At 66.5% G+C, this 25,699-nt stretch carries 24 protein-coding genes; 13 read left to right on the plus strand and 11 right to left on the minus strand.

The genetic code is table 11. From position 1 onward, the window contains the following. Positions 1-3 precede the first annotated feature (3 nt). From H1343_RS05505 to H1343_RS05520, 4 genes are read right to left on the minus strand one after another with little or no spacing between them, the layout of a single operon-like run. The gene (locus H1343_RS05505) at positions 4-966 is read right to left on the minus strand and encodes an alpha/beta hydrolase (RefSeq protein WP_425484631.1); all 963 of its coding nucleotides are present in this window, start codon (positions 964-966) and stop codon (positions 4-6) included. Next, positions 963-1,094 (minus strand): DUF2474 family protein, encoded by a 132-nt coding sequence (locus tag H1343_RS05510; RefSeq protein WP_185984913.1) that lies wholly within the window; start codon positions 1,092-1,094, stop codon positions 963-965. Before H1343_RS05510 ends, H1343_RS05505 begins: the two co-directional genes overlap by 4 nt. After that, positions 1,084-2,097, minus strand: coding sequence for a cytochrome d ubiquinol oxidase subunit II (gene cydB / locus H1343_RS05515; RefSeq protein WP_185984914.1), 1,014 nt, complete (start codon positions 2,095-2,097; stop codon positions 1,084-1,086). The genes H1343_RS05510 and cydB overlap by 11 nt, the downstream gene beginning before the upstream one ends. Positions 2,098-2,109: 12 nt before the next feature. Beyond that, the gene (locus H1343_RS05520) at positions 2,110-3,546 is read right to left on the minus strand and encodes a cytochrome ubiquinol oxidase subunit I (protein WP_185984915.1); all 1,437 of its coding nucleotides are present in this window, start codon (positions 3,544-3,546) and stop codon (positions 2,110-2,112) included. A gap of 207 nt (positions 3,547-3,753) precedes the next feature. Between H1343_RS05520 and H1343_RS05525 the strand changes: the two genes are divergently transcribed. Further along, positions 3,754-5,268 carry a helicase HerA domain-containing protein gene (locus H1343_RS05525; protein ID WP_185985505.1) on the plus strand — a complete coding sequence of 505 codons (1,515 nt, stop codon included), beginning with the start codon at positions 3,754-3,756 and terminating at the stop codon, positions 5,266-5,268. Between the two features lie 4 nt (positions 5,269-5,272). Here H1343_RS05525 and H1343_RS05530 read toward each other — a convergent pair whose 3' ends face one another. Continuing rightward, entirely contained in the window at positions 5,273-5,854 is a 582-nt protein-coding gene (locus H1343_RS05530) for a DUF2585 family protein (RefSeq protein ID WP_185984916.1), read from the minus strand. 163 nt (positions 5,855-6,017) lie between these two features. Here H1343_RS05530 and H1343_RS05535 point away from each other — a divergent pair, with 163 nt between their 5' ends. The 4 genes from H1343_RS05535 to H1343_RS05550 are packed head-to-tail and all read left to right on the plus strand — an operon-like array spanning position 6,018 to position 10,852. Continuing rightward, a complete protein-coding gene (locus H1343_RS05535; protein WP_185984917.1) occupies positions 6,018-7,289 on the plus strand; it encodes a glycosyltransferase in 1,272 nt (423 codons plus the stop codon). Next, positions 7,286-8,434, plus strand: coding sequence for a lycopene beta-cyclase CrtY (gene crtY, locus H1343_RS05540; protein ID WP_185984918.1), 1,149 nt, complete (start codon positions 7,286-7,288; stop codon positions 8,432-8,434). Before H1343_RS05535 ends, crtY begins: the two co-directional genes overlap by 4 nt. A gap of 5 nt (positions 8,435-8,439) precedes the next feature. Beyond that, entirely contained in the window at positions 8,440-9,930 is a 1,491-nt protein-coding gene (locus H1343_RS05545) for a phytoene desaturase (RefSeq protein ID WP_425484652.1), read from the plus strand. Beyond that, the gene (locus H1343_RS05550) at positions 9,923-10,852 is read left to right on the plus strand and encodes a phytoene/squalene synthase family protein (RefSeq protein ID WP_185984920.1); all 930 of its coding nucleotides are present in this window, start codon (positions 9,923-9,925) and stop codon (positions 10,850-10,852) included. The genes H1343_RS05545 and H1343_RS05550 overlap by 8 nt, the downstream gene beginning before the upstream one ends. 3 nt (positions 10,853-10,855) lie before the next feature. Here the strand turns inward: H1343_RS05550 and H1343_RS05555 are convergent, their stop codons facing one another. Next, positions 10,856-11,371: a sterol desaturase family protein gene (locus H1343_RS05555; protein WP_185984921.1), complete on the minus strand. Its 516-nt coding sequence runs from the start codon at positions 11,369-11,371 to the stop codon at positions 10,856-10,858. 4 nt (positions 11,372-11,375) lie between these two features. Further along, the gene (locus tag H1343_RS05560) at positions 11,376-12,314 is read right to left on the minus strand and encodes a polyprenyl synthetase family protein (RefSeq protein ID WP_185984922.1); all 939 of its coding nucleotides are present in this window, start codon (positions 12,312-12,314) and stop codon (positions 11,376-11,378) included. Positions 12,315-12,468: 154 nt separating this feature from the next. Between H1343_RS05560 and fni the strand changes: the two genes are divergently transcribed. From fni to H1343_RS05600, 8 genes are all read left to right on the plus strand, one after another. Further along, the gene (gene fni, locus H1343_RS05565) at positions 12,469-13,515 is read left to right on the plus strand and encodes a type 2 isopentenyl-diphosphate Delta-isomerase (RefSeq protein WP_281374769.1); all 1,047 of its coding nucleotides are present in this window, start codon (positions 12,469-12,471) and stop codon (positions 13,513-13,515) included. Positions 13,516-13,588: 73 nt separating this feature from the next. Beyond that, positions 13,589-14,611: a class 1 fructose-bisphosphatase gene (locus H1343_RS05570; RefSeq protein WP_185984923.1), complete on the plus strand. Its 1,023-nt coding sequence runs from the start codon at positions 13,589-13,591 to the stop codon at positions 14,609-14,611. A 122-nt stretch (positions 14,612-14,733) separates the two neighbouring features. Next, positions 14,734-16,743, plus strand: coding sequence for a transketolase (gene tkt, locus H1343_RS05575; protein WP_185984924.1), 2,010 nt, complete (start codon positions 14,734-14,736; stop codon positions 16,741-16,743). Between the two features lie 74 nt (positions 16,744-16,817). Continuing rightward, a complete protein-coding gene (gene rpe, locus H1343_RS05580; RefSeq protein WP_185984925.1) occupies positions 16,818-17,477 on the plus strand; it encodes a ribulose-phosphate 3-epimerase in 660 nt (219 codons plus the stop codon). 216 nt (positions 17,478-17,693) lie between these two features. Continuing rightward, positions 17,694-18,734: a TerC family protein gene (locus tag H1343_RS05585; protein ID WP_185984926.1), complete on the plus strand. Its 1,041-nt coding sequence runs from the start codon at positions 17,694-17,696 to the stop codon at positions 18,732-18,734. A 105-nt stretch (positions 18,735-18,839) separates the two neighbouring features. After that, entirely contained in the window at positions 18,840-20,294 is a 1,455-nt protein-coding gene (locus tag H1343_RS05590) for an alkaline phosphatase D family protein (RefSeq protein WP_246333364.1), read from the plus strand. 161 nt (positions 20,295-20,455) lie between these two features. Continuing rightward, complete coding sequence (glgX, locus tag H1343_RS05595) at positions 20,456-22,723, plus strand: glycogen debranching protein GlgX (protein WP_185985507.1); 2,268 nt, start codon at positions 20,456-20,458, stop codon at positions 22,721-22,723. Positions 22,724-22,851: 128 nt separating this feature from the next. Beyond that, positions 22,852-23,031, plus strand: a complete 180-nt coding sequence (locus H1343_RS05600; RefSeq protein WP_185984928.1) for a hypothetical protein — start codon at positions 22,852-22,854, stop codon at positions 23,029-23,031. A gap of 111 nt (positions 23,032-23,142) precedes the next feature. Here H1343_RS05600 and mnhG read toward each other — a convergent pair whose 3' ends face one another. Genes mnhG through H1343_RS05620 form a run of 4 tightly spaced genes read right to left on the minus strand, consistent with a single transcriptional unit; the run spans position 23,143 to position 25,698 of the window. Further along, positions 23,143-23,574, minus strand: a complete 432-nt coding sequence (mnhG, locus tag H1343_RS05605) for a monovalent cation/H(+) antiporter subunit G (protein WP_185984929.1) — start codon at positions 23,572-23,574, stop codon at positions 23,143-23,145. After that, complete coding sequence (locus H1343_RS05610; RefSeq protein ID WP_185984930.1) at positions 23,574-23,858, minus strand: MrpF/PhaF family protein; 285 nt, start codon at positions 23,856-23,858, stop codon at positions 23,574-23,576. Before H1343_RS05610 ends, mnhG begins: the two co-directional genes overlap by 1 nt. Further along, positions 23,855-24,196 (minus strand): Na+/H+ antiporter subunit E, encoded by a 342-nt coding sequence (locus tag H1343_RS05615; protein WP_185984931.1) that lies wholly within the window; start codon positions 24,194-24,196, stop codon positions 23,855-23,857. The genes H1343_RS05610 and H1343_RS05615 overlap by 4 nt, the downstream gene beginning before the upstream one ends. Further along, positions 24,193-25,698 carry a Na+/H+ antiporter subunit D gene (locus tag H1343_RS05620; RefSeq protein ID WP_185984932.1) on the minus strand — a complete coding sequence of 502 codons (1,506 nt, stop codon included), beginning with the start codon at positions 25,696-25,698 and terminating at the stop codon, positions 24,193-24,195. Before H1343_RS05620 ends, H1343_RS05615 begins: the two co-directional genes overlap by 4 nt. Position 25,699: the final 1 nt, after the last annotated feature.

The following is a 25,699-nucleotide window of genomic DNA, read 5'->3' on the forward strand; positions in this document are numbered from 1 at the left end:
GCCTCAAGGCGCTGGCTTGACCCATTGCGCGTCGATGAAGCGCAGGACGTCGACGATGGAGACGGACCACAGCGACCACACGTGGTCGCCATCGGTGATGCGCAGTTCCGAGGTGCGGCCATCCGCGATCAGCGTCTCGTGCAGCGAGATCGCGCCTCGCCACAGGTTGAAGCCGTCGTCGTCGCCTGCCGTGAGATAGGTCTTGGGCAGCGGCACGTCGCTGTCCACGGCCTGCTGCAGCAGGGTGAAGACGTTGTGCGCGTTGAAGCGCGCTGCCTCGAAGGGCTCGCCGAAGGCGCCGGCGAAGTGGTCGCCCGTGGACGGCAGAATGCGACCGGTGCCGATCGTATCAGCGTCGATACGGTGGAAGAAGACGCTGTCGGCGATGAGGCGCAGATCGTCCGGATCGTCGCTGATATCCTCAGAGGGCACGTTGTTCCACAGCGCGCCCGAAAGGCTGGCGGTCGCGGTGTAGAGCTGTGGATGAGCGTAGGCGAGGCGGATCGCCCCGAAGCCGCCCATCGACAGGCCTGCGATGGCGCGGCCGGCGGCGCTCTTCTGCGCCGGATAGTTCGCCTCGACATGGGCGACAAGATCGACCGTGATCGCGGTTTCGTAGTCGCCCGGCCCGTCCACATCGGCCGAGTCCACGTACCAGCTGTTCCCGGCATCGGGCATGACGACGAGGAGCGGCGCGATCGTCCCGTCGGCGATGAGCCGGTCGAGCCTTGCCTGGATGCCGCCGAGATCGGCCCAGCTCCGCTCGTTTCCGTCATGGCCGTGGAGGAGATAAAGCACCGGCCAGCCCTCTGCCGGTACCGGACCGTCCGGCACATAGACCTCGACGGCCATATCGCGGCCGAGCGCCGTGCTGGCGACCGAGACGGGCTGCAACTCGGAAGCCGAGGTCACCGTCGACGAGACGAGGCAGGCGAGGGCTGCCGCAAAGGGGGCCGCCGTTCTCACAGGATCGCCGACCGGATCGCGTAGGCGACGATGCTGATCGCCAGGAGGCTCGCGCACCACAGGAGCGCGAACCAGGCGAGGCGTTTCCAGAGCGGACCGCTCGCCGTGCGGCGACGATCAGTGGCCATGCTGGTGATACCCCTCGCCCTCGCGCACCTTGCCCCTGAAGATCCAGTAGGAATAGCCCGTATAGGCGAGGATCATCGGCACCAGCAGGACGGCGCCGACGAGCATGAAGGCGAGCGAGGAGTCGGGCGCCGCCGCGTCCCAGATCGTCAGTTCCGGCGGCAGGATGTTCGGATAGAACGAGATGCCGATGCCGATGAAGGACAGGACGAAAAGCGCCAGCGAGGCGAGGAACGGCCGCCGCTCCGATTCGTGGTTGGCGAGGGAGCGGAAGAGGACGAGAGCTGCGAGGGCGACGAGGATCGGAACGGGCGCGACGAGGACGATCTGCGGAAAGGCGAACCAGCGCGCGAAGAACTCGTCCTGCAGGAACGGCATCCACGCCGAGACGACGCCGATGAGCACGAGCGTGCCGAACCCCGCGACCTTCGCGAAGCCCGCGGCCTCGCGGTTCAAGGGACCTTCCGTCTTCATGATCAGCCACGTCGCGCCGAGAAGCGCGTAGCCGACGACCACCGCCGCGCCGGTCAGCAGGGAGAAGGGCGTCAGCCAGTCATACCAGCCGCCGGCATAGGCGCGGTTCTCGATCTCGATGCCCTGTACGATGGTGCCGAGCGCGATGCCTTGCGCGAAGGCCGCCGTCAGGGAGCCGAGGAAGAAGCCGCGATCCCAGGTCTTGCGCCAGCGCACCGTGCGGAAGCGGAACTCGAAGGCGACGCCGCGGAAGACGAGCGCCAAGAGCATCGCGATGATCGGCGCGTAGAGCGCAGGCATCACGACGGCATAGGCCAGCGGGAAGACGGCGAACAACCCGCCGCCGCCCAGCACCAGCCATGTCTCGTTGCCGTCCCAGAACGGTGCGACGGTGTTGATCGCGGTGTCGTGGTCCTCTGCGCGCTTCATCAGCGGGAAGAGGATGCCGATGCCGAGGTCGAACCCGTCGAGCACCACATAGGCAAGGACGGCGAAGGCCAGGATGAAGGCCCAGATCAGCGGAAGGTCCATCGTTTCGCCCTCCTATTCGGCCGGCTGCGGACGCGGAGCGGAGGGGTTGTCGCCCTCGTCCATGTGCGGGCCGGGTGTGACGCCGGCGGTGCGGATCGGCTCGTCCGGGCGCGGGCCCTGTTCGTCGATCTCCGGCGGCCGCGCCATATTGCGCAGGATGTAGAAGGTGCCGGCGCCGAACACGAAGAAGTAGACGACGATGAAGGCGATGAGCGAGGCGCCGACCGCCGAAGCCGCGATGGGCGAATGGCTCTCGGCGGTTCGAAGCAGGCCGTAGACCGTGTAGGGCTGGCGGCCGACCTCCGTGGTGATCCAGCCGGCGAGGACGGCGACGAAGCCCATCGGCCCCATCGCGACCGAGGCCCGTTGCAGCCAACTCGCCTCCACCAGCGTTCCCTTCCACCGGTGCCACAGCGACCACACGCCGATGCCCAGCATCGCAAAGCCGATCGCCACCATCACGCGGAAGGAGAAGAAGACGATCCACACGTTCGGCCAGTCCTCGCGCGGGAAGGCGTCGAGCCCGGCGACCTCGCCGTTCATCGAGTGGGTGAGGATCAGGGAGCCGGCGTTCGGGATCTCGATCGCCGCGCGCATCTCACCTGCCTCCATGTCGGGCAGGCCGAAAAGCGTCAGCGGCATGCCGCCGTCGCGGTTGGTCTCGAAATGCCCCTCCATCGCGGCGATCTTCATCGGCTGGTGTTCCAGCGTGTTCAGCCCGTGCTGGTCGCCGGCGAAGATCTGGATCGGCGCGACGATGGCGGCCATCCAGAGCGCCATCGAGAACATCACCTTCGCGCCCTCGTTGGAGCGGTCCTTCAGAAGATGCCACGCACCGACGGCGCCCACCACGAAGGCAGTCGTCAGATAGGCTGCGAGCACCATGTGGACGAGCCGGTAGGGGAAGGACGGGTTGAAGACGATCGCCCACCAGTCTTCCGGCATGAACTGGCCGTTGGCACCGATCACGTAGCCGGCCGGCGTCTGCATCCAGGAATTGACGGACAGGATCCAGAAGGCAGACCCGAAGGTGCCGAGCGCCACCATCAGCGTCGCGAAAAAGTGCAGGCGCGGCCCGACGCGGTTCAGCCCGAACAGCATGACGCCGAGGAATCCGGCCTCCAGGAAGAAGGCGGACAGCACCTCGTAGGCCATCAAGGGACCGAGGATGGGTCCCGTCTTGTCCGCGAAGACTGACCAGTTGGTACCGAACTGGTAGCTCAGGACGATGCCAGAGACGACGCCCATGGCGAAGGAGACCGCGAAGATTTTCAGCCAGTACTGGAAGACGGCGATATAGAACTGCCGGCCCGTCCACATCCACAGGCCGTGAAGGACGGCGAGATAGGAGGCGAGCCCGATCGTGAAGGACGGGAAGATGATGTGAAAGGAGACGGTGAAGGCGAACTGGATGCGCGCCAGGAGCACCGGATCGAAACCTTCGAACATGGCCGTCCCTCTTCTTCGGCTTCACTCGATGGTGCCCATGCTAGCAACTTGCCGTGGTTTCGCCGTCTGGGCAAATTGCCCGTAGGGCAGGATGTCCAGCTTGGCCCGCCGGAAACTGTGGACGGGAGGCACGCGCCCCTCCCGTTCCGGCCGACTGTCACTTAGGTTCGACGACCCACCGCACGCGAAGGATACGAGACGTTGAGCATGAAGGTCGCCGTCGACCTCGGAACCACCGCCACGGGCGAACCAGCGGAAATGGATCTTGAGGAACTTCTCTCGACGCGCCTTCTCGTGCAGGGCAATTCGGGGTCCGGCAAGTCGCATCTCCTGCGCCGCCTTCTCGAGCAGAGCGCCGAATGGGTGCAGCAGGCGATCATCGATCCCGAGGGGGACTTCGTCTCCTTCTCCGAGCGCTTCGGCCATGTGGTCGTCGAGGCCGACCGCACGCCCGCCGAACTCGCGCGCATCGCCCGGCGCATCCGCCAGCATCGCGCGTCCGTGGTCCTCAATCTCGAGGGACTCGACACCGAGGTGCAGATGCAGTGCGCGGCGGCCTTCCTGAACGGGCTGTTCGACGCCGACCGCCACGTCTGGTTCCCCATGCTGATCGCCGTCGACGAGGCGCAGATCTTCGCGCCTGCCATCGCCGGCGAGGTGGGTGACGAGGCCCGGCGCATCTCACTCGGCGCGATGACGAACCTCATGTGCCGCGGCCGCAAGCGCGGGCTGGCCGGCATCATCGCGACGCAGCGCCTTGCCAAGCTTGCCAAGAACGTCGCGGCCGAGGCCTCGAACTTCCTGATGGGCCGGACCTTCCTCGACATCGACATGGCGCGCGCGGCCGATCTCCTGGGGCTGGAGCGCCGGCAGGCCGAACGCTTCCGCGATCTCGAGCCCGGACATTTCGTCGCGCTTGGGCCCGCTCTGTCTCGTCGTCCGGTGCCGATCCGCATCGGTTCGGTGGAGACGGCCGGGCGCTCCGGCCGCCCCGTCCTGATGGCGCTGCCGGAGATGACGCCGGACGCGATGGCAGACCTCATCTTCACAGCGGGCGCGGACGAGCCCGACACGCTGCCCGAGCCACCGCGCCGCCAGCCGATGGAAACGCGCGACATCCTCGACCGTCTCGGCTCGGCCGGCCCCGCGCCGCTCGCGCAACCCGAACCCGAAGAGCCGCCGAGCGAAGAGGAACTCGCAGAGCGTGCGCGCGTCATCGAGGCGATTTTCGCCGACCTTCTTTCCGACCCGCAGGCCGCGTTCCGCCCGGTACCGGTGCTGTATCAGGACTTCCTCGTTCATTGCCGGCTTAAGCGCGTCGGCGGCGCGGCCACCGACATGACGGCCTTCCGCAGGCGCCTTGCGATCGCACGCGCGGGCGTCGGTGAGGGTGAGGCGGACGAGGAATGGACACGTGTGATCGAGCGCTCGGACGCGTTGCCGGAGGACATGCAGGGCGTCTACCTGATGCTGGCGCGCGCGGCGCGCGATGGTCAGCCCTGCCCCGACGACGCGACGCTCGCCAAGGCTTATGGCAGCCACTCGCCTTCGCGGGGGCGCTTCCTCCTGACCTACATGGCCGAGCGCGGCTTCATCGCGGCCGAGACTGATTTTCGCGGCAACCGCGTCGTCACCATCGCGGGCTCGGGATGGCGCACGGAGCCGTCAGGCGGCAAGACCTACATTCCCGGCATCACGCCGCGTTCCCAACGCCGCGCCTGATCGCTCACAGCGCGGCGGAGATCAGCCGCAGCGTACCGAGCGTGTAGCTGTCGTCGGCCATTCGCCAGACGAAGAGCTCGAAGGCGATCGCGAGGGCGATGACGGCCGGAAGGGGAAGCGCTCGAGCCGCGTAGAAGCCGATCGCGACGAACAGCGTGTCCGAGACCGCGTTGAGGATCGAATCCCCCGCATAGGGCGGTGTGCCGGGAGCGTTGCCAAAGATTTCGATCACCGGCGGCATGTTCTCGACCGCTTCCCACACCGCCGAGGAGGCGAGAGCGACGAGCAGCTTCTGGCCAACCGACCAGTGAGGCCTGATCCGATCAAGCACCAACCAGAGGCCGAAGCCGAAAACGATGTGAAGAAGCGAGTACCAGTCGGCGAACTGCTGCGATGTCTGGGGCGAGTTCACGTCGGAGATGAAAAGGGCCACGGTGCCGCACGGACAGAGCAGCGGACGGCCGACCGCAGCGAGCCAGAGCGCAAGTGCTGAGACGATCGAAGCGCCGAGGAAGATCTGCGTACCAAGCCGTTCGGCGAATGCAGGGCGTCCATCAACGTCGATGGAGGGAGCGAGGCGGCTCATAGGCGAGGGTAAGGGAAGGGGGATGGCACGAGTTCAGGTTTCCAATCCGCAAGCGATCTGCCATGAGCCGAAGGTCGCCATCTCGGCACCGGCGACCGGTCTCGCGCGTTAACTGCGCGCACCGCCGACGCATTCAAGCGTTTCGCCGGGTTCACATGGTCGCATGACGCATTTCGCACTGATCTGTCCGCCGCTCCCCAGTCACATTCGCGTCTTCCGCACGCTGGGTGCGACGCTCGTCGCCCGTGGCCACCACGTGACATTGCTGCTTCCGGAGGGCGCCGAACGGGAAACACACGCCGGCCCGGTACAGACCGTGACTTTCGGCGCGCAGGCCGGACGCAAGGCGTGTCTTGCGCTGCGCGAAGGCGCAAGACACCCGACTGGCGCGCTCGGTGTGCTGCGCACAGTGCGTGATTCGGCGCGGCTCACCGCGATCCTGTGCGAAAGCGGGCCAGACATCTTGTCGCGGATCGGCGCGGACGCCGTTCTGGCAGACCAGATGGAGCCGGCCGGTGGTCTCATCGCGCGACATCTCGGGCTGCCTTACCTGTCGATCGCCTCCGCCCTGCCCATCGAGCGAGAACCAGCCCTGCCGCCGCCTTTTCTAGACTGGCCCTACGATCCGAGCCCGGACGGGTTGAAGCGCAGCCGTGGCGCGGAGCGTGTCACCCGTTTCGTGCTGCGGCGCCAGCGCCGCGTGATCGAGGACATGGCACTGCGTTTCGGACTGCCGGGCATTGCGATGCTGGAGGACTGCATCTCGCCGCTCGCGACGATCTCGCAGACCGTCGCCGCCTTCGACTTCCCGCGCGCCGCCGCACCTCGGCTGCATGCCGTCGGGCCGATCCGCAAGGAGACGGTGCCGGATGTACGTTTGCCCTTCGCGTATGACCCCAACCGTCCGCTCGTCTATTGCTCTTTCGGTACGCTGCAGGGTCATCGCCTCGCGATGTTCCAGATCGTCGCGAAGGCCGCAGCCGCGCTCGACATGCAACTGGTGATCGCCCATTGCGGCGGCCTGTCCGAAGCGGAGGCCGCAAGCCTCGACGCGCATCACGTCGCCGCGCATCTTCCCGAGCGTGCCGTCCTGAAAGCGGCGGACATCTGCGTGACGCATGGCGGGCTGAATACCGTGATGGACGCGCTCGGCGCCGGCGTGCCGCTCCTCGTCCTGCCGATCGCCTTCGACCAACCGGGCATCGCTGCCCGCGTCGAGCATCACGGCGTCGGCCTGAAGCTCTCCCGCGTCCATTTGTCCGAACGCACCGCGCGCTCTTCCCTTCGCCGCCTGATCGTCGAAAAAGGGTTCGGTGAGCGCGCCCGCGCGCTGGGATCCCGGATCGGGGCAGGGGGAGGTGCGAGATTGGCGGCCGACATCATCGAGAGTCAAACGATCGGCGCGCGAGCGCCCGCTGGCGAATTGCTGGCGTGACGGGGGCCGACCTCGTCATCGTCGGCGCCGGCTTGTCCGGCGGGCTTCTCGCCTGGCGGCTTGCCGAGGTGCGGCCCGAACTGAACTTCATCGCCGTGGAGGCGGGAACAAAGGCCGGCGGCAATCACACCTGGTCCTTCCATGACGGCGACCTGACCGCGGACGGCGCGAAGTGGCTCGCGCCCTTCGTCGTCCATCGCTGGCCGTCCTACGAGGTGCGCTTCCCGGCGCGCCGCCGTACGATCGGCACCGGTTATGCCACTGTGACCAGCGACCGTTTTCACGAAATTCTGCAAGGCCGCCTCGGCGACCGCCTTCGCCTGAATGCACCCGTGGAGACGATCGCGCCGACGAGCGTCGTTCTCGCCGGCGGCGAACGCATAGAGGCCGGTGCGGTGATCGACGCTCGCGGCCCGCGCGCCCTGGCCCATCTCGACGTCGGCTACCAGAAGTTCCTCGGGCAGGAGGTCGAGTTCGAGCGCCCGCACGGTCTCGCCGCCCCGATCGTGATGGACGCGACGGTCGCGCAGGACGACGGCTATCGCTTCGTTTATAGCCTGCCGTTCTCGTCCACGCGGATGCTGATCGAAGACACCTACTATGCCGATGGAGACGCGCTGGCGCAGGAAGGCCTGCGCAAGCGTATCGCCGACTACGCCGCGAGGGCCGGCTGGGGTTCCTTCAGGGTCGTACGCGAGGAGGAGGGCATCCTGCCGATCGCGCTCGGCGGGGACTATCCCGCGCATCTCGCTTCGCTCGGCGGCGTGCCGACGATCGGGCTGGCGGCGGGGCTCTTCCATCCGACCACGGGCTACTCGCTGCCGGATGCCGTGCGCACGGCCGATCTCGTCGCCGGGTTGCCGGACCTCGCCTCCCAGCCGGTCGGACAGGCGATCGCAACGGATGCCCGCGAACGCTGGGCAGAGCGCGGCTATTTCCGCGCGCTCAACCGGATGCTGTTCCGGGCCGGGGAGCCGGCGGAGCGCTACCGCGTGCTCGAGCATTTCCATCGCTTGCCGGAGGCGCTGATCGCGCGCTTCTACGCTGGACGCCTCACCGCCGCCGACAAGGCCCGCATCCTGATCGGCAAGCCGCCGGTGCCGGTCGCCAACGCGCTGCGCGTTCTCATGAAAGGATCGAAATGAGCCGAATGCAGAACGACAAGCCAAGGACGGCGATCGTCATCGGCTCGGGCCTCGGCGGACTGTCTCTCGCCATCCGCCTTCAGGCGGCCGGCATTGCGACGACGCTTCTTGAGAAGCGCGACAAGCCGGGTGGGCGGGCCTATGTCTATCAGGACGAGGGCTTCACCTTCGACGCGGGGCCGACGGTGATCACCGATCCGAGCGCGCTCGAGGAACTGTTCACGGCAGCGGGCGCAACGCTTTCCGACTATGTGACGCTCCTGCCGGTGAACCCGTTCTACCGGTTGTGCTGGGAAGACGGCACGGTCTTCGACTACGCCAACGACCAGAGCGAGATGGACCGGCAGATCCTGGCGCTCAACCCGAAGGACGTCGAGGGCTACCGGCGCTTCCTCGACTATTCGCGCGCCGTCTTCGAGGAGGGATACTTGAAGCTCGGCGCCGTGCCCTTCCTGCATTTCCGCGACATGGTGCGCGCCGGCCCGCAGCTCATGAAGCTCCAGGCCTGGCGCTCGGTCTATTCGAAGGTCTCGCAATATATCGAGGAGGAGCACCTTCGGCAGGCTTTCTCGTTCCACTCGCTGCTCGTCGGCGGCAACCCCTTCGCGACCTCGTCGATCTACGCGCTGATCCATGCGCTGGAGCGCGAGTGGGGCGTCTGGTTCCCGAAGGGCGGCACCGGCGCGCTGGTCGCCGGCATGGTGAAGCTCTTCCAGGACATCGGCGGCACCTTCGAGATGAACGCCGAGGTTGCCGCGATCGACGTCGAGGACAGCCGAGCCGAGGGCGTGCGCCTGAAGGACGGGCGGCACTTCACGGCCGATCTCGTCGCATCCAACGCTGACGTCGTCCACACCTATGCCGGGCTTCTCGCGCACAAGCCGCGCGGGCGGGAGACGGCGCGGGCGCTCAAGCGCAAGCGCTTCTCGATGTCGCTCTTCGTCCTGTATTTCGGGCTCTCGAAGCACCAGAGCCAGCTCGCGCACCACACCGTGCTCTTCGGGCCGCGCTACCGGCCGCTGATCGACGAGATCTTCAAGGGCCCTAAGCTCGCGACCGACTTCTCGCTCTATCTGCACAGCCCCTGCGCGACCGATCCCTCGCTCGCACCCGACGGCATGGGGAGCTATTACGTCCTCTCGCCCGTACCGCATCTCGGCTCTGCCGACATCGACTGGGCGCGGGAGGGGCCGCACTATCGCGAGCGCGTTTTCGACTATCTGGAGGCGCGCTATATGCCGAACCTTCGCCGCGATCTCGTGACCCACCGCATCTTCACGCCCTTCGACTTCCGAGACGAACTGAACGCCCATCTCGGCAGCGCCTTCTCGCTCGACCCGGTGCTGACGCAGTCGGCGTGGTTCCGCACACACAATCGCGACGACGAGATACGCAACCTCTATTTCGTCGGCGCCGGCACGCATCCGGGCGCGGGCGTTCCGGGCGTCGTCGCCTCGGCCAAGGCGACGGCGGGGCTGATCCTCGGCGATGGCTGAGCGCGACATCGAGGCCTTCTCGGCCGCCTCCATAGCGGTCGGTTCCAAGAGCTTCGCGGCCGCCGCGCGTCTGTTCGACGCGAGGACGCGGCGCAGCGTCATCATGCTCTATGCGTGGTGCCGGCACTGCGACGACGTCGTGGACGGGCAGGAGGCGGGCTCGGCCGAGCGCGTTCCGGATACGCGTTCACCGCAGGAGCGCATCGCTGCGCTGCGGCGCGACACCGCGCTCGCCTTCGAGGGGAGCACGCAAGGGCTGCACCCGTCCTTCGCCGCGCTGGCATCGGTCGTGCGGGAGCACGACATTCAGCGCTCGCTCTGCGAGGAGCATCTCGCCGGCTTCGAGATGGATGTCGAGGGCCGCACATACGAAACGCTCGACGACCTTATGCTTTACTGCTGGCGAGTGGCCGGCGTCGTCGGCGTGATGATGGCGCGCATCATGGGGGTGTCGGACGCGGCGACGCTCGACCGGGCGGCCGATCTCGGCCTCGCCTTCCAACTCACCAACATCGCGCGGGACGTGGTGGACGATGCGCGGGCCGGCCGCGTCTACGTGCCGCTCCAATGGCTGCGCGAGGAGGGGCTGGCCCCCGCCGACCTCACCGACCCCGCCCACGCGGGGGGCATCGCGCGCCTGCGCGAACGGCTCGTGATCGCGGCCGACGAATACTACTTCTCGGCGCGCGTCGGCATCGACGCTCTTCCACGCCGTTCGGCCTGGGCGATCGGCACGGCATGGGGCGTGTATCGCACGATCGGCGTCAAGCTCGTCCAGCGCGGCGAGGCGGCTTTCGGCGAGCGCATCTCGACGCGCAAGAGCGAAAAGGCCGCGCAGATGCTGGAAGGCGCGCGGATGGCGCTGTTCAGGGGCGGCGGCGCCGATCCTCGCGACCCGGACCTCTGGACCCGCCCGCGCTGAACCTCAGTGCAACGTGCGGCGCTCTTCCTGCTCGGCCGCGACCTTGCCGGAGGCCTTGAGCTGGGCCGCGAGCTGATCGACCGGCGGCGCGTAAAGGAAGCCGAACGAGACGCAATCGTCCTTGCCTTTCACCGCGTGATGCAGCCGGTGAGCCTGCACGAGGCGCTTGGCGTAGCCGCGATGGGGGATGTAGCGGAACGGCCAGCGCTGATGCACCAGCCCGTCATGGACGATGAAGTAGAAGAGGCCGTAGAGCGTGATGCCAGTGGCCACTGCCGTCACCAGCGGCCATTCGAGGACGTGGCCGAGGGCGAACAAGGCGACAGCGAAAACCGCGAAAACGACGGCATAGAGGTCGTTCTTCTCGAACGTGTCGTCGTGCGGCTCGTGATGGCTTTCGTGCCAGCCCCATCCCCAGCCGTGCATGATGTATTTGTGCGCGGCCCACGCAACGACCTCCATCACCAGAAACACCGCGACGGCCACCGCGATGAGAACGGGCCAACTCGTCAGGGTCATGTCGTCAACGCTCCATCGCCGGGCTCAGCGCGCGTGCCTCGCCGTCTCGCGGCGCCGCGTTCAGCACCGTGCCGCGGAACGGCTCCACAATGGAGTCCACCAGGCCCGCCAGACGGCTATCGGGGCCGAACACGGCCGCGAGGTGGATATGCGCCTGTGCGACGTGGCGTTCAATCCGCTTTTCGGCCGGCGGCCGCCCTATCAGGGCGACGACGGTGGACTTGCCTGCATCCTGGCCGGGGTTCTTCCCGCTGACGCGGGCATCCGGAGCCTTGTCGAGCAGATCGTCCAGAAGCTGGAAGGCGTGCCCGAGTTCCTGGGCGAAATCGGAGAGGGGCTCTCTGGCAGCCTGCGCCCCCGCCACGATGGCGCCCGCTTCCACCGCGGCGCGAAAGAGCGAGCCGGTCTTGAGCGCGTTCGTCTCCAAGATCTGCGACAGGGCCCGCTCGCGCTGGCCTTCGCGAAGATCCTGGAACTGACCGCCGACGAGCCCGCGTAGGCCGACGGCGCGCGAGAGGATGGCGACGCACTCCACCCGAGCGGCGGCGTCGAGCGAGGCCTGTGCCGCGACGAGGCCGTAAGCGTCCGACAGAAGCGAGACGGCGGCCAGCACCGCGATATCCTCGCCGTGGCGGCGATGCAGCGCCGGCTCGCCGCGCCGAAGCTCGGCATCGTCCATGCAGGGAAGGTCGTCGAGGATCAGGGAGGCGGCGTGGACCATCTCGATCGCGCAGCCGATATCCACCGCCGCCTGCGGGTCGCCGCCTAGATCCTGCGCGACGATCGCCGTCATCAGCGGACGCAGGCGCTTGCCCGGCGCCAGAAGCGCCTCGCGCATGGCGAGCGTCATCGCAGCCGGCTCTGCCTCGGGTATCAGCGTCTCGAGCCGGGCCTGGATGCGGCGCCTCGTCGCGTCGAGGCTGGTTGTCGGCTCGGCGTTCATCCGCAATGCTTCACTTTCACCCCTCAGGAAGGTTCAGCATGTCATTTTCCGGCCCCTCGCGATACGCTCCAGAGCCGGGAGGACCAAGGTACGCGATGACGTTTGAGCGAACAGCGCCGCGCGATGCGACCAAACGCCATAGGGAGAACGTCCGTTGAGCCGCGCGCGGGACGACTCGCCGCCATCGGGGATCGCGGCGCGCAAGAGCGATCATCTCGACATCGCCATGCGCGCAGGCCAGGGACCACGCGCCGAGACCGGCTTTGCGGCAATCCGCTTCGAGCATGTCGCGCTTCCCGAGATCGACCTCGACGCGATCGATCTTTCCACGGAATTTCTGGGTCGCCGCCTCCAGGCGCCGCTGCTCATCTCCTCGATGACGGGCGGACCGGAGCGGGCGGGAAGAATCAACGCCCGGCTGGCCGAAGTCGCGCAGGCGCTCGGGATCGCTTTCGCCGTCGGCTCGCAGCGCATCGCGGTCGAGGGCAGGGGCGCCTCGGGCCTGGGCCGCGAACTCCGGGCGCTCGCGCCCTCGGTGCCGATCCTCGCCAATGTAGGCGGCGCGCAACTCACACGGCCGGGCGGCGAGGAACTGGCGCGCGCGGCCATCGACATGATCGGTGCGGACGCGCTCATCGTCCACCTGAACCCCTTGCAGGAAGCCTTGCAGCCGGAGGGCGACCGCGACTGGCGCGGGGTGCTGGCGGCCCTGCAGCGGCTGGCTCGCTCGATGCCCGTACCGCTGGTCGCCAAGGAGGTGGGCGCGGGCCTTTCGGGCGCGGTGGCACGTCGCCTCGTCGATGCCGGCGTGTCGGTGATCGATGTGGCGGGCGCCGGCGGCACGAGCTGGGCCGCGATCGAAGCCGAGCGCATCACCGATCCCGATCGCAAGCGCGTCGCGATCGCCTTTGCCGACTGGGGCATCCCGACCGCACAGGCCATCTCTACGGTGCGCACGGCCTGCCCTCGGGCGACCGTGATCGGGTCGGGCGGGGTTCGCACCGGGATCGATGCGGCCAAGGCGCTGCGCCTTGGCGCCGACCTCGTCGGGCAGGCGGGTGCGAGCCTTGCCGCCGCCGACCGTTCGAGCGAAGCGACGCTCGCCCATTTCCAGGCTATGATCGAGGAGCTTCGCGTCGCCTGCTTCTGCACCGGCTCGCCGGACCTCGCGGCGTTGAAAAAGGCGCCTCTTCTGCCCTGAATCTGCGGGCAAGGCGTGCCAAGCCGAGAAGCTTCCTGTAGAGGCGGGGTATCTTTCGGACCCGGGAGGCCCCATGACGACGCTTCGCTCCGCCCTTGCCACCCATGCCGGCACGCCGCTGGCGGACGCCGCCTCCTGCGTCGGCGAACTCGCCGCCGCAGCCGCCGCGCTTTTCGCGATGATCGGCAACGGTGGCGCGGAAGGCGGGGCCGACGCGACCGGGATCGGCAATTCGGGCGGCGACCTGCAGAAGGCGCTGGACGTGGCGGCCGACCGGCTCTTCGTGGACGCGGCCCGCCGTTCGCCCGTTTCCTTCTACGGCTCCGAGGAACAGGACGACGCCGTGCCGATGGCGGCGGGCGGCACGCTGGCGCTCGCCATCGACCCGCTCGACGGCTCCTCCAACATCGAGACCAACGTCTCGATCGGCACGATCTTCTCGATCCTGCCGGGCGAGGGACGCAATGCCGACGATATTTTCCGCCAGCCCGGCCGGGCGCAGCTGGCCGCGGGTTTCTTCGTCTATGGCCCGCAGCTTCTTCTCGTCGTCTCCTTCGGCGCGGGCACGACCACCTATGCCTACCGTCCGGCGAGCGGCGAATACGAGGTGCTGATCGAGCGTATGGCGATCCCCGAGGCGGCAAAGGAGTTCGCGATCAACGCCTCCAACCAGCGGCACTGGGGCGAGCCGGTGCGCCGCTACATCGCCGGCTGCCTCGCCGGCAAGGAGGGGCCGCGCGGGCGCGACTTCAACATGCGCTGGGTGGCCTCGGCCGTTGCCGACGCCTACCGCATCTTCCTGCGCGGCGGCATCTACCTCTATCCGGGCGACACGCGAAAGGGCTACGACAAGGGCCGCATCCGCCTGACCTACGAGGCGAGCCCCATCGCCTTCCTCGCCGAGAATGCGGGCGGCGCGGCGACGGACGGGCTGACGCCGATCCTCGACATCGTGCCCGAAGGCCTGCACCAGCGCACGCCCGTCGTCTTCGGCTCACGGGAGGAAGTGGTCGAGTTCGGCCGCGTCTTCGCCGATCCAGATTCCATCGGCGAGAATTTCGGCGCGCTCGGCGAGCGGCCGATCGCACCGCTCTGATCGCGCACGAGGCTTGCTGAAATCGGTTTTCGATTTCCGGGCCGATGCGTTAGGTAGACCGCAAAACGAAAGCGCGGGGGAGGCTCCGAGCCGCCCGCGCGACCCCTATCACGGAGGTTGCAATGGATTCCGAGACCGTCACCAACCCGCACGAGGTGGACAAGGACAGCCACGCCCGCGACATGGCGAACGCCATCCGCGCCCTGTCGATGGATGCCGTGCAGAAGGCCAACTCGGGTCATCCGGGCATGCCGATGGGTATGGCCGACGTCGCGGCGGTGCTGTTCCGCGACTTCCTGAAGATCGACGTCAAGAACCCGTCCTGGCCGGACCGCGACCGTTTCGTCCTATCGAACGGACACGGTTCGATGCTGCTCTATTCGCTGCATTATCTCCTCGGCTATGAGGACATGACGATCGACGAGCTCAAGAACTTCCGCCAGGTCGGCTCGAAGACCGCCGGCCACCCGGAATACGGCCATGCGCTGGGCATCGAGACGACCACGGGTCCGCTGGGACAGGGCCTTGCCAACGGCGTCGGCTTCGCACTCGCCGAGCGCCTGATGAACGCCCGCTTCGGCGACGAGCTCGTCGACCACAAGACCTATGTCATCGTCGGCGACGGCTGCCTCATGGAGGGCATCAGCCACGAGGCGATCGACCTTGCCGGACACCTGAAACTGAACAAGCTGATCGTCCTGTTCGACGACAACGGCATCTCGATCGACGGCAAGACTTCGCTCGCGACCTCGATGGATCAGGTCGCGCGCTTCAAGGCGGCCGGATGGAACTCCGAGCATGTCGACGGCCACAACCCGGATGAGATCAAGGCGGCGCTGGAGCGTGCTCAGACGTCCGACAAGCCCACGATGATCGCCTGCAAGACCATCATCGGTTTCGGATCGCCGAAGCTCGCGGGGTCCGAGAAGAGCCACGGCTCGCCGCTCGGCGACGAGGAGATTGCGGCCACCCGCAAGAAGCTCCTTTGGGAGTCCGAGCCCTTCGTCGTCCCCGACGCGATCCTCAAGGCCTGGCGCGAGGTTGGGCAGGCGGGTGACGCCAAGCGCAACGAATGGGAGGAGCGCCATCGTGGCTCCAACCAAAAGTCCGAGTTCGACGCCTTCGTCTCGGGCAAGCTGCCGGACGGTTTCGAGAAGGCAATGGCCGACTATCGCGCCAAGCTCGTTTCGGAGAAGCCCAAGCTCGCCACGCGCAAGTCGTCCGAGGCGACGCTCCAGATGGTCAACGATCTGACCGAGCTGACGATTGGCGGTTCGGCGGACCTGACGCATTCGGTCTTCACGCAGACCAAGGGCCAGACCTCCGTCTCCGCCGATAACTACGCCGGACGCTACATCCACTACGGCATCCGCGAGCATGCCATGGCGGCGGTGATGAACGGGCTTGCGCTTCACGGGGGCATCATCCCCTACGGTGGCACGTTCCTCACCTTCTCGGACTACATGCGCGGCGGCATGCGCCTGTCGGCGCTGATGGGCATCCGGGTCATCTATGTCCTCACGCACGATTCCATCGGGCTGGGCGAAGACGGCCCGACCCACCAGCCAATCGAGCATCTGGCGATGTTGCGCGCGACGCCGAACATGCTGGTTTTCCGCCCGGCCGACGCGGTCGAGACGGCCGAGGCCTGGGAGATCGCGCTGACCGAGACGCATCGCCCGTCCGTCCTGTCGCTGTCGCGCCAGAACCTGCCGACGGTGCGCGACGACGCCAGCGTCAACCTCGTCGCCAAGGGCGCCTACGTCCTGAAGGATACGGATGGCGTGCGCGACGTGACGATCATGGCGACGGGCTCGGAGGTCGAGATCGCGCTCAACGCGGCCGAGAAGCTGGCGGGCGAGGGCGTCAAGGCGGCGGTGGTCTCGATGCCGTGCTGGGAGCTCTTCTCCGAGCAGGACGAGAGTTATCGTACGTCCGTCCTCGGCACCGCGCCGCGCGTTGCCATCGAGGCGGCCGGCGGCTTCGGTTGGGAACGCTGGCTCGGCGATAAGGGCCGGTTCATCGGCATGAAGGGCTTCGGTGCCTCGGGCCCGGCACCCAAGCTTTACGAGCAGTTCGGCATCACGGCCGACGATGCGGCGGCAGCGGCAAAGGAGCTCCTCGGCCGCTAAGCGGCGAGGCTTGCGAGCGACAAGCCGCGCGGGAGCGATTCCGCGCGGTTTTTCTTGATCGGGAGAGAAAATCCATGAGCGTCATCATCGCCCCGTCTATTCTGTCGGCCGACTTCTCGAGGCTGGGCGAGGAGGTCGCGGCCGTCGATGCGGCAGGCGCGGACTGGATCCATCTCGACGTGATGGACGGGCATTTCGTGCCGAACATCACGTTCGGACCTCCGGTCATCAAGGCGGTGCGTGGTGCCTCGAGGAAGTTCTTCGACTGCCATCTGATGATCGAGCCGGCGGATCCGTATCTGAAGGCCTTCGCCGATGCCGGCGCCGATCTCATATCGGTGCATGCCGAAGCCACGCGCCATCTAGATCGCTCGCTCCAGGCGATCCGCGATCTCGGTGTGAAGGCCGGTGTCGCCCTCAACCCGGCAACGCCCGAGACGGCGATCGAGTACGTCCTCGACCGCGTCGACCTCGTCCTGCTGATGACGGTAAACCCGGGCTTCGGCGGGCAGGCCTTCATCCCCGCCGTCGTCGACAAGGTGCGTCGGGTGAAGGCGATGATCGGTAATCGGCCGATCCATATCGAGATTGATGGCGGCGTGACGCCGCAGACCGCGCCGCTGGTGATCGAAGCAGGCGCGGACGTTCTCGTTGCCGGCTCCGCGGTCTTCAGGGGCGGCAGCGCCGTGCATTACGCCGCCAATATCGCTGCGCTGCGGAGCGCTTCGGCCTGACCGGCGCACGCGCTGAACTTGTATATTTCGTAATCCTCAAGAGAATTTGAATGTGCATCTTGCGAAAGGCGATGCGGTATCACATCTGTGCCCCGCCCCAGCGGGGGGTGACGGGGGACATGCGTGCGCTGAAAGGCGTGTGGACGGGGAACCGATCCATCAAGCGAGCCGTCGAACTGTTTCGAAGAGGCGCGTCCTCTTCCCAGGGAGGTCTTGATGGAAGAAACGGCAATCACGGGGCTGGCGTCCGACGTCGTGCCGACCTGGGTCTGGCTCGCGACGATCGGCGGTATCGCCGCCCTGTTCATCTTCGACTTCTTCACTCATGTGCGCAAACCGCACGAGCCGAGCTTCAAGGAAGCGGCCATCTGGTCGACCTTCTACATCACGCTCGCGCTTCTGTTCGGCTGGGGCGTCTGGCACTTCTGGGACCGCACCCACGGCGTCGAGTATTTCGCGGGTTTCATTACCGAGAAGTCGCTGTCGGTCGACAATCTCTTCGTCTTCGTGATCATCATGAAGAGCTTCCAGGTGCCGGCGGCCTATCAGCAGAAAGCGCTTCTCATCGGCATCGTGATCGCGCTCATCATGCGCGGTATCTTCATCGCGCTCGGCGCGGCGGCCATCGAGCGCTTCTCCTGGGTGTTCTACATCTTCGGCCTGTTCCTGCTGTGGACGGCGTGGAAGCTCATCGTCGAAAGCATGAAGCACGAGAAGTCGACCGACGAGGAGTACGAGCCGAACGCAATCGTACAGTATTTCCAGCGGCACTTGCCGACGACCGACGATTTCCGCGGCAACGCGCTGACGGTCATCGAGAACGGCAAGCGCTACTTCACGCCGATGTTCATCGTGATCATCGCGCTCGGCATGACGGATCTCCTGTTCGCGCTGGATTCGATCCCCGCGATCTACGGCCTGACGGACGCGCCCTACATCGTCTTCACGGCGAACGCCTTCGCGCTTCTGGGTCTCCTCCAGCTCTACTTCCTGCTGGGCGGCCTGCTCGACCGGCTCGTGTATCTCGGCATCGGCCTGTCGCTCATCCTCGCCTTCATCGGCGTGAAGTTGATCATCCATGCGGTGGAAGCGAACACGCTGCCCTTCATCAACAATGGTGAGGAGGTCACCGTGCCGTACTGGATGCACATCGAGACGGAGCAGTCGCTGATGGTCATCATCGGCATCCTCGTGATCACCACGGTCGCCAGCCTTCTCAAGAGCCGTTCGGACGCCCGGAAGTCGACCGGGGCCTGATCGTCCTCGCTGGAATCTGCGGCGCGCTGCAAGGCTTGCATCGCGCCGCATAATGCCGACATGGCTTCCGGCTCACCGAAGAGCCACGGTCTCCGGGAGCCTGCCTTGAAAGACACCGAGAACACAGCATCGTCCTTTGCAGCCGGTCCGATCCTCTACGCGCGTGGATCGGACGGCGAGCGCTGCGTCCTGACGGCGCTGGTCGTCACGACGCAGGGGCGGGAGGTGCCCGCGCTCCTTCCCGATGGCGGCGAGCCCATCGAGCCGCGGCATGCGGCCGCTCTCTTCGGGCACGATGCCTGGCTCTATGATTTCGCGCTGCCGGTCGGCACCGATGCCGGCTACTCCCTGGCCGGCGAGCGCCATCCCGTCGTCACCGACCTGACCGGCGATACGCGCTTCGCGTTCGTTTCCTGCAACGGGCAGGAGAACGGCGACGAGGACCGTGACCCCGAGCACCGCGACGTGATGTGGCGCCGGCTGCGCGACGAGCATCAGGCCTCGCCCTTCTCGCTCCTCATTCACGGCGGCGACCAGCTCTATGCCGACGAGGCGGTCGAGGTGCACCCGGATTCGCGCCGCTGGAGCGAGGCGGCGGACGACGACCGCCCGAAGGTTCCGGCGAGCGAAGAGATGCGGGAGGCGCTGCGGCGCTATTTCTTTTTCCGCTACCTCGCGCAGATGCGCCAGCCGGCGGCCGCCGTCCTCTACGCTCAGGTCCCTTCGATGATGATCTGGGACGATCACGATATCTGCGATGGCTGGGGAAGCCATCCCGCTCCCTTCCAGAACAGCCCCGTCGGCCAAGCGCTCTTCGCTGCCGCGCGCGAGGCGTTCCTTCTATTCCAGATGGGCGCAACCGCAGACGAGCTTCCGGCGATCGTCGGCGACCGCTCGGGCAGGAGCCTTGCAAGCGCAGCCTTCTTTCCGGGCTTCGGCATCGCCCTGCCGGACCTGCGTTCCGAGCGCACGCCCGAGCGCGTGATGGGGGATACCGGGTGGCAGGCCTTCGAGAACGCGCTCGACGCGATGCCGGACGGCGCTCGCCGCTTCGTCATTTCCTCGGTGCCGACGCTGGGGCCCCGCCTCAGCCTCGTCGAGTCGCTGCTCGACTTCTATCCGAAGAAGCAGAAATACGAGGATGATCTGCGCGACCAATGGCAGAGCAGAGGCCACCGTGGCGAATGGCGGCGCTGGCTGGCAGCGCTCGAGAGGCAGAGCACGGAGCACGGGGCGGCGATCACCGTCATCTCCGGCGAAATCCACCTGGCCGCGCGCGCCACGATGAGGTTCTCGAACGGCGAAATGCTGCATCAGCTGGTCGCGAGCGGGATCACCCACCCCGAGCCGCCACAGGCCTTCGCGATGGGTCTGGCGCTTCTCTCAACCCTCGGAGATTCGCCGCTGGAGGGACGCCCGATCCGCATCCGCGCGCTGCCTGGCCAGCGCTGGCGCTACACGGCCGAACGCAACTATCTCGTCGTCGAGCGGCGAGGGGCTTTGTGGACGGCAGCCTGGGAACTGGAGCGCAGCGGCCGTACACCCGCGCTCGCCATTTAAGGCCTGGGGTTCAGTGTTCCCGGCTGCCTGATGGTGACGTGACGCGGCGCAAAATCGATGTAGCTTTGAAGGAACAAAGGTGGAGCCGCGCGCTTCCTCTTGTCTTGTTCCCTCCGTTGCGAGCATCCGCCGTGAACATCCAGACGCCTCCCGCCTCGCTGATGAAACCTGCCACGACCTCCCTTCGCCGCGCCCGGATCGAGGGCGGACGCCCATTCCCCCTCGGCGCGACCTGGGACGGGCTCGGCGTCAATTTCGCGATCTTCTCCGCGCACGCCACGAAAGTGGAGCTGTGCATCTTCGACTATGAGGGACAGACGGAACTCGAGCGGATCGAGCTTCCGGAGTACACGAGCGAGATCTTTCACGGCTATCTGCCGGATGCGCGGCCTGGTCTCGTTTACGGCTATCGCGTCTACGGCCCCTACGAGCCCGAGGCGGGGCATCGCTTCAACCACAACAAGCTTCTGATCGACCCTTACGCCAAGCAACTGATCGGCGAGCTGAAATGGGATCATTCCCTGTTCGGCTACACGATCGGTCATGCCGATGGCGACCTGTCCTTCGACGAGCGTGACTCGGCCGCCTTCGTGCCCAAGGCGAAGGTGGTCGATCCGGCCTTCACCTGGGGCAACGAACGCAGGCCGAACATTCCGTGGGAGCGCACGATCTTCTACGAAACGCATGTGAAGGGCTTTACGCAGCGCCATCCGAGCGTGAAGGCCGAAGATCGCGGTAAGTTCGCCGGTCTCATGAATCGCGACGTCGTCGCCTATATTCAGAGCCTCGGGGTGACGTCGGTCGAGTTCCTGCCGATCCACGCCTTCGTCGACGACAGCTACCTCGTCGAGAAGGGCCTTCGGAACTACTGGGGCTATAACACGATCGGCTTCTTCGCGCCCGATCCGCGCTACCTCGCGAGTCCGTTCGTGAACGAGTTCAAGGAGCTCGTCTCCTCCTTCCACCATGCCGGCATCGAGGTGATCCTGGACGTCGTCTACAACCACACGGCGGAGGGCAACGAGAACGGTCCGACGATCTCCTTCAAGGGCATCGACAACGCCACGTACTATCGCCTGCTGCCCGATCAGCCGCGCTATTACATCAACGACACCGGCACCGGGAACACGGTGAACACGTCGCACCCGCGCGTGATGCAGCTCGTGACGGATTCGTTGCGCTACTGGGCCGGCGACATGCGCGTGGACGGCTTCCGCTTCGATCTTGCGACAATCCTTGCGCGCGAGCCGACCGGCTTCTCGGAGGAATCCTCCTTTCTCCACGCCTGCATGCAGGACCCGCTCCTCAGCCAGGTGAAGCTCATCGCCGAGCCGTGGGACTGCGGCCCCGGCGGCTATCAGGTCGGGCGGTTCCCGCCGGGCTGGGCAGAGTGGAACGACGGCTACCGTGACACGATCCGCGCCTACTGGCGCGGCGACGACGGCAAGGTGCCGGCGGTGGCCGGCAAGATTTCGGCATCTGCCGACCTTTTCGACAAGCGAGGCCGCAAGCCGTGGGCCTCGGTCAATTTCATCACCGCTCATGACGGTTTCACGCTGCACGACCTCGTCTGCTACAACGACAAGCACAATGAGGCGAACGGTGAAGACAATCGCGATGGCCACTCACACAATCTCTCGAACAATTACGGCGTAGAAGGACCGACCGAGGACGAAGCGATCAACGAGATCCGCTTCCGCCAGCTCCGCAACTTCTTCGCGACGCTGCTGTTCTCACGCGGCACTCCGATGATCCTCGCAGGAGACGAGTTCGCCCGCACGCAAGGCGGCAACAACAACGCCTATGCGCAGGACAACGAGATCGGCTGGATCGACTGGAAAGTGTCGGACGAGGGGCGCGAGCTTGCGGAATTCGTGCAGAAGCTGATCATGTTGCGTCAGGCGCTACCCTCGCTGCGGCGCGGGCGCTTCCTCCACGGCACCTACGACGAGGAACTGGGCGTCAAGGACGTGGCGTGGATCACGCCCTCCGGTACGGAATTCACCGACGAGAACTGGGCCGACCCGGCCGCACGCTGCTTCGGCGTGCTGCTCGACGGGCGCGCGCAGTCCGAAGGCATTCGCCGCCCCGGCACCGACGCAACGATGCTCATCGTGCTCAACGCGCATGACGATGTCGTCAACTTCACGCTGCCGGAGGCGCCGGGGGGCTTGCGCTGGCGCTGCATCATCGACACCAACATTCCCGACCGCGACGAGCTGACGCCGTTCGAATTCGGCATGGAGTACATGGCCACCGGGCGGTCCTATCTCGTCTTCCTCCTCGAGCCGGAAGACGATGGGGACGCGAACGCGGCGGCGCGTCGAGCCTTCGTTCACGTCTCTGAAGCCTTCATGCAGGCTGCCATCGACCGCGTGCATTTTGTGCATGACGATGCCGATGAAGAGGCGCCGGAAGCTTCTGTCTGACGCGTTCCTTTAGACTTTCAGCGCCAGTCATGCATGCGATGCATGGCTGGCGCGCTTCTTCTCGGCTACCTCCAGCTTTCGCGAACCCTCATATGAGGGTCACGAGATTGACGAGAAGGAGCCGAGACATGACCAGCCAGCCCACACGTACGAGCATCCGCGGCAGCCTGCGCAACATCGGCCGGTTCATGGAAGGCGTGCGTGAATGCGCGGCTGCCGCGGAGGCGGGCCGCCGTCCGAGCCGCCAGGCGTTGAGCGCTATCGGTATCGATGCCGACGCCTATTACAGCATCGGCACCGGCCGTTAAGCCCCTTCGGGCAAGCGCTTCAAGTGGCGCCCCCGGGCGTCCCGCGAACATGTGAGAAAGCCGGGTTCAGAACCCGGCTTTTTTGTTACATGTCCTCGGCATGTGAAGGCGCTATCCGCGTCGGCGGCGACGTCCCTCCACCTCGCGCTCTTCCTCCGCCTGAGATGCGAGCTGAGCGAAGATGCGCTCCTCCAGAGGCCGTTCTTCACGAGGCAGGACGCCCTTCAACGCGTCGTCGCCCGCGAGGCCGGAGATGCTGCCGCCCGAGATGTAGGTCGCGCGTGCCAGGAGATGCCCAGCGACGGGGATCGTGATGAGGAGGAAAGCGATTGCGGCCAGGCCGACAACGGTCGCGTCCGTTCGCTGCAGTTGCAGGACGACGCCCAGCATCACGAAGATCGCACCGACCGTCCCGGCCTTCGTCGCGGCGTGCATACGCTGCAGCGTGTCCTTGAAGCGCGTAACACCGAGCGCGGCCGCGAACAGGAAGACCACGCCGACGAACTTAGAGAGGAGAGCGAGGAGGGTGAGGATCGTCGCCATCAGCGGCCCTTGCGTTCCAGGAAGGCGGCGAAGGCGCAGGTCGCCACGAAGCTGATCAGCGCGATCGCAAGCCCAACGTCGAGGAATTCCCGCCGCCCGGTCGCCCCAGCTGTCAGCGCGGCGATGGCGACGGCGATGCCCGTCAACATGTCCACCGCCACGAACCGGTCCGCATAGCCCGGGCCGATCACCATGCGCACGAAGGTCATCGCAAGGGGCACGAGCAGGAACACGAGCAGTCCGGCGGCCGCCCACCCGACGATCATGTCGAGCGTCTCGATCATCCTTCGATCCTCCGGATGCGGTCCTCGAAGGCGGACTGGATGCCGGCGATGATGGCGTCGGCGTCCGGCGCGTCGAGGGCGTGGATGTAGATCGTCCGCTTGTCCTCGCTGACGTGAAGCGAGCAGGTGCCGGGCGTCAGCGTGATGAGGTTGGCGAGGACGGCGATGCCGAAATCCGTACGCAGGTTCACGGGCACGGCGATGATCGCCGAGTTGGTCTGCGGCGTGCGCGCGAAGGCCGCGCGGGCCACCGCGACCGAGGAGATGGCGAGTTCGTAGAAGAACACGCCGGTCAACATGAGGACGTCGTAGGCGCGCGAGAGGGGGCGTGCGCTCATGGCCGCACCTGCGGGTTCTCGCCGAGGACGGCGCGGACATAGGCGGACGGGTCGACCAGTTCGGCGCCCGCCTGCTGCGAGAAGGCGACGAAAGGCTCGGCGTAGATGCCGATCGTCACGGTGATCGCGGCCAGCAGCGTGATCGCCGCGATCATCGGCGCGGGGATGGAGCGGGCGGTGGTGCGCGGCAGAACCGGGTCCTTCCAGAAGGCCTCCGTCCAGATCTTCGACATGGAATAGAGGGTCAGGATGCCGACGAAGAGCGCGGTGCCGGCCAGCCACCATGCACCGTCCTCGAGGCTCGCGTCGATCACCATGAACTTCGCCCAGAAGCCCGACATCGGCGGAATGCCGCCGAGCGAGAGGGCGGGGATCAGGAACAGGACGGCAAGCCAGGGCGTGCGCTTCATCAGGCCGCCGCTTTTGCGCAGGTCGAACGTGCCCGAGGCGCGGTGGATCGCGCCGGCGATGAGAAAGAGGTTCGCCTTCACCACGATGTGGTGGACGATGTAGAAGATGCCGCCGGCCAGCGCCGCGGGCGTCGCGAGCGCGAGGCCCATCAGCATGTAGCCGATCTGGCTGACGATGTGGAAGGCGAGGATGCGCCGCACGTCCCACTGCACCGCCGCGCCGAACACGCCGAACAGCATCGTTCCCGCCGCCATCCAGGCCACGATCATGCGCAGGCCCGGATCATCCATCGAGAAGATGAGCGTGAAGACGCGGAAGCAGGCGTAGACGCCGACCTTCGTCAGAAGGCCGGCGAAGATCGCCGAAACCGTCACCGAGGCGGTGTGGTAGGAGGCGGGCAGCCAGAAGAAGAGCGGGAAGTAGCCCGCCTTGATGCCAAAGCCGCACAGGAACAGCATTGCCGAGACGGTGAGCGTGATCGAGGGCTCCAGCGTCGGCATCACCACGGCGAGGTCCGCCATGTTGAGCGTGCCGGTGACGCCGTAGAGCAGCGCCACGGCCATCAGGAAGAGCAGCGTGGAGAAGAGGTTCAAGACCGCGTATTTCAGGACGCCGTCGAGTTGGGCACGCGTGCGCCCGATCGCGAGAAGGCCCATCGCGGTGATGAGCATGATCTCGAACCAGACGTAGAGGTTGAAGATGTCGCCCGTCAGGAAGGCGCCCATCACGCCGGCGATCATGCCATGGAACAGGGGATGGAAGCCCGCGCGCTCCTCGCGCTTTCGCACGTCGGCAAGACCATAGAGAATCGTCGCGAAGGCCATGAGGCCGGTGATCGCCGCCATCGCGGCTCCGAGCCTGTCGGCGGCGAAGACGATGCCGAAGGGCGCGGACCAGCCGCCGAAATACGCGGTCTGCGCGCCGTCGGACAGAACGGCGTACAGAAGCGCGAGCGAGGCCGCGAAGGTGGCGACAGTGCCCGTAAGTGAGACCGCGCGCTGCGCCTTCGGGCGATCCCAGAACACGGCGGCGAGGGCGGCGGTGGCGATCGGTACCAGGACCGGCCAGAGGACCATGTTGTCGGTAAGCATT

This window comes from Aureimonas mangrovi (assembly GCF_014058705.1).
Lineage (GTDB): Bacteria > Pseudomonadota > Alphaproteobacteria > Rhizobiales > Rhizobiaceae > Aureimonas > Aureimonas mangrovi.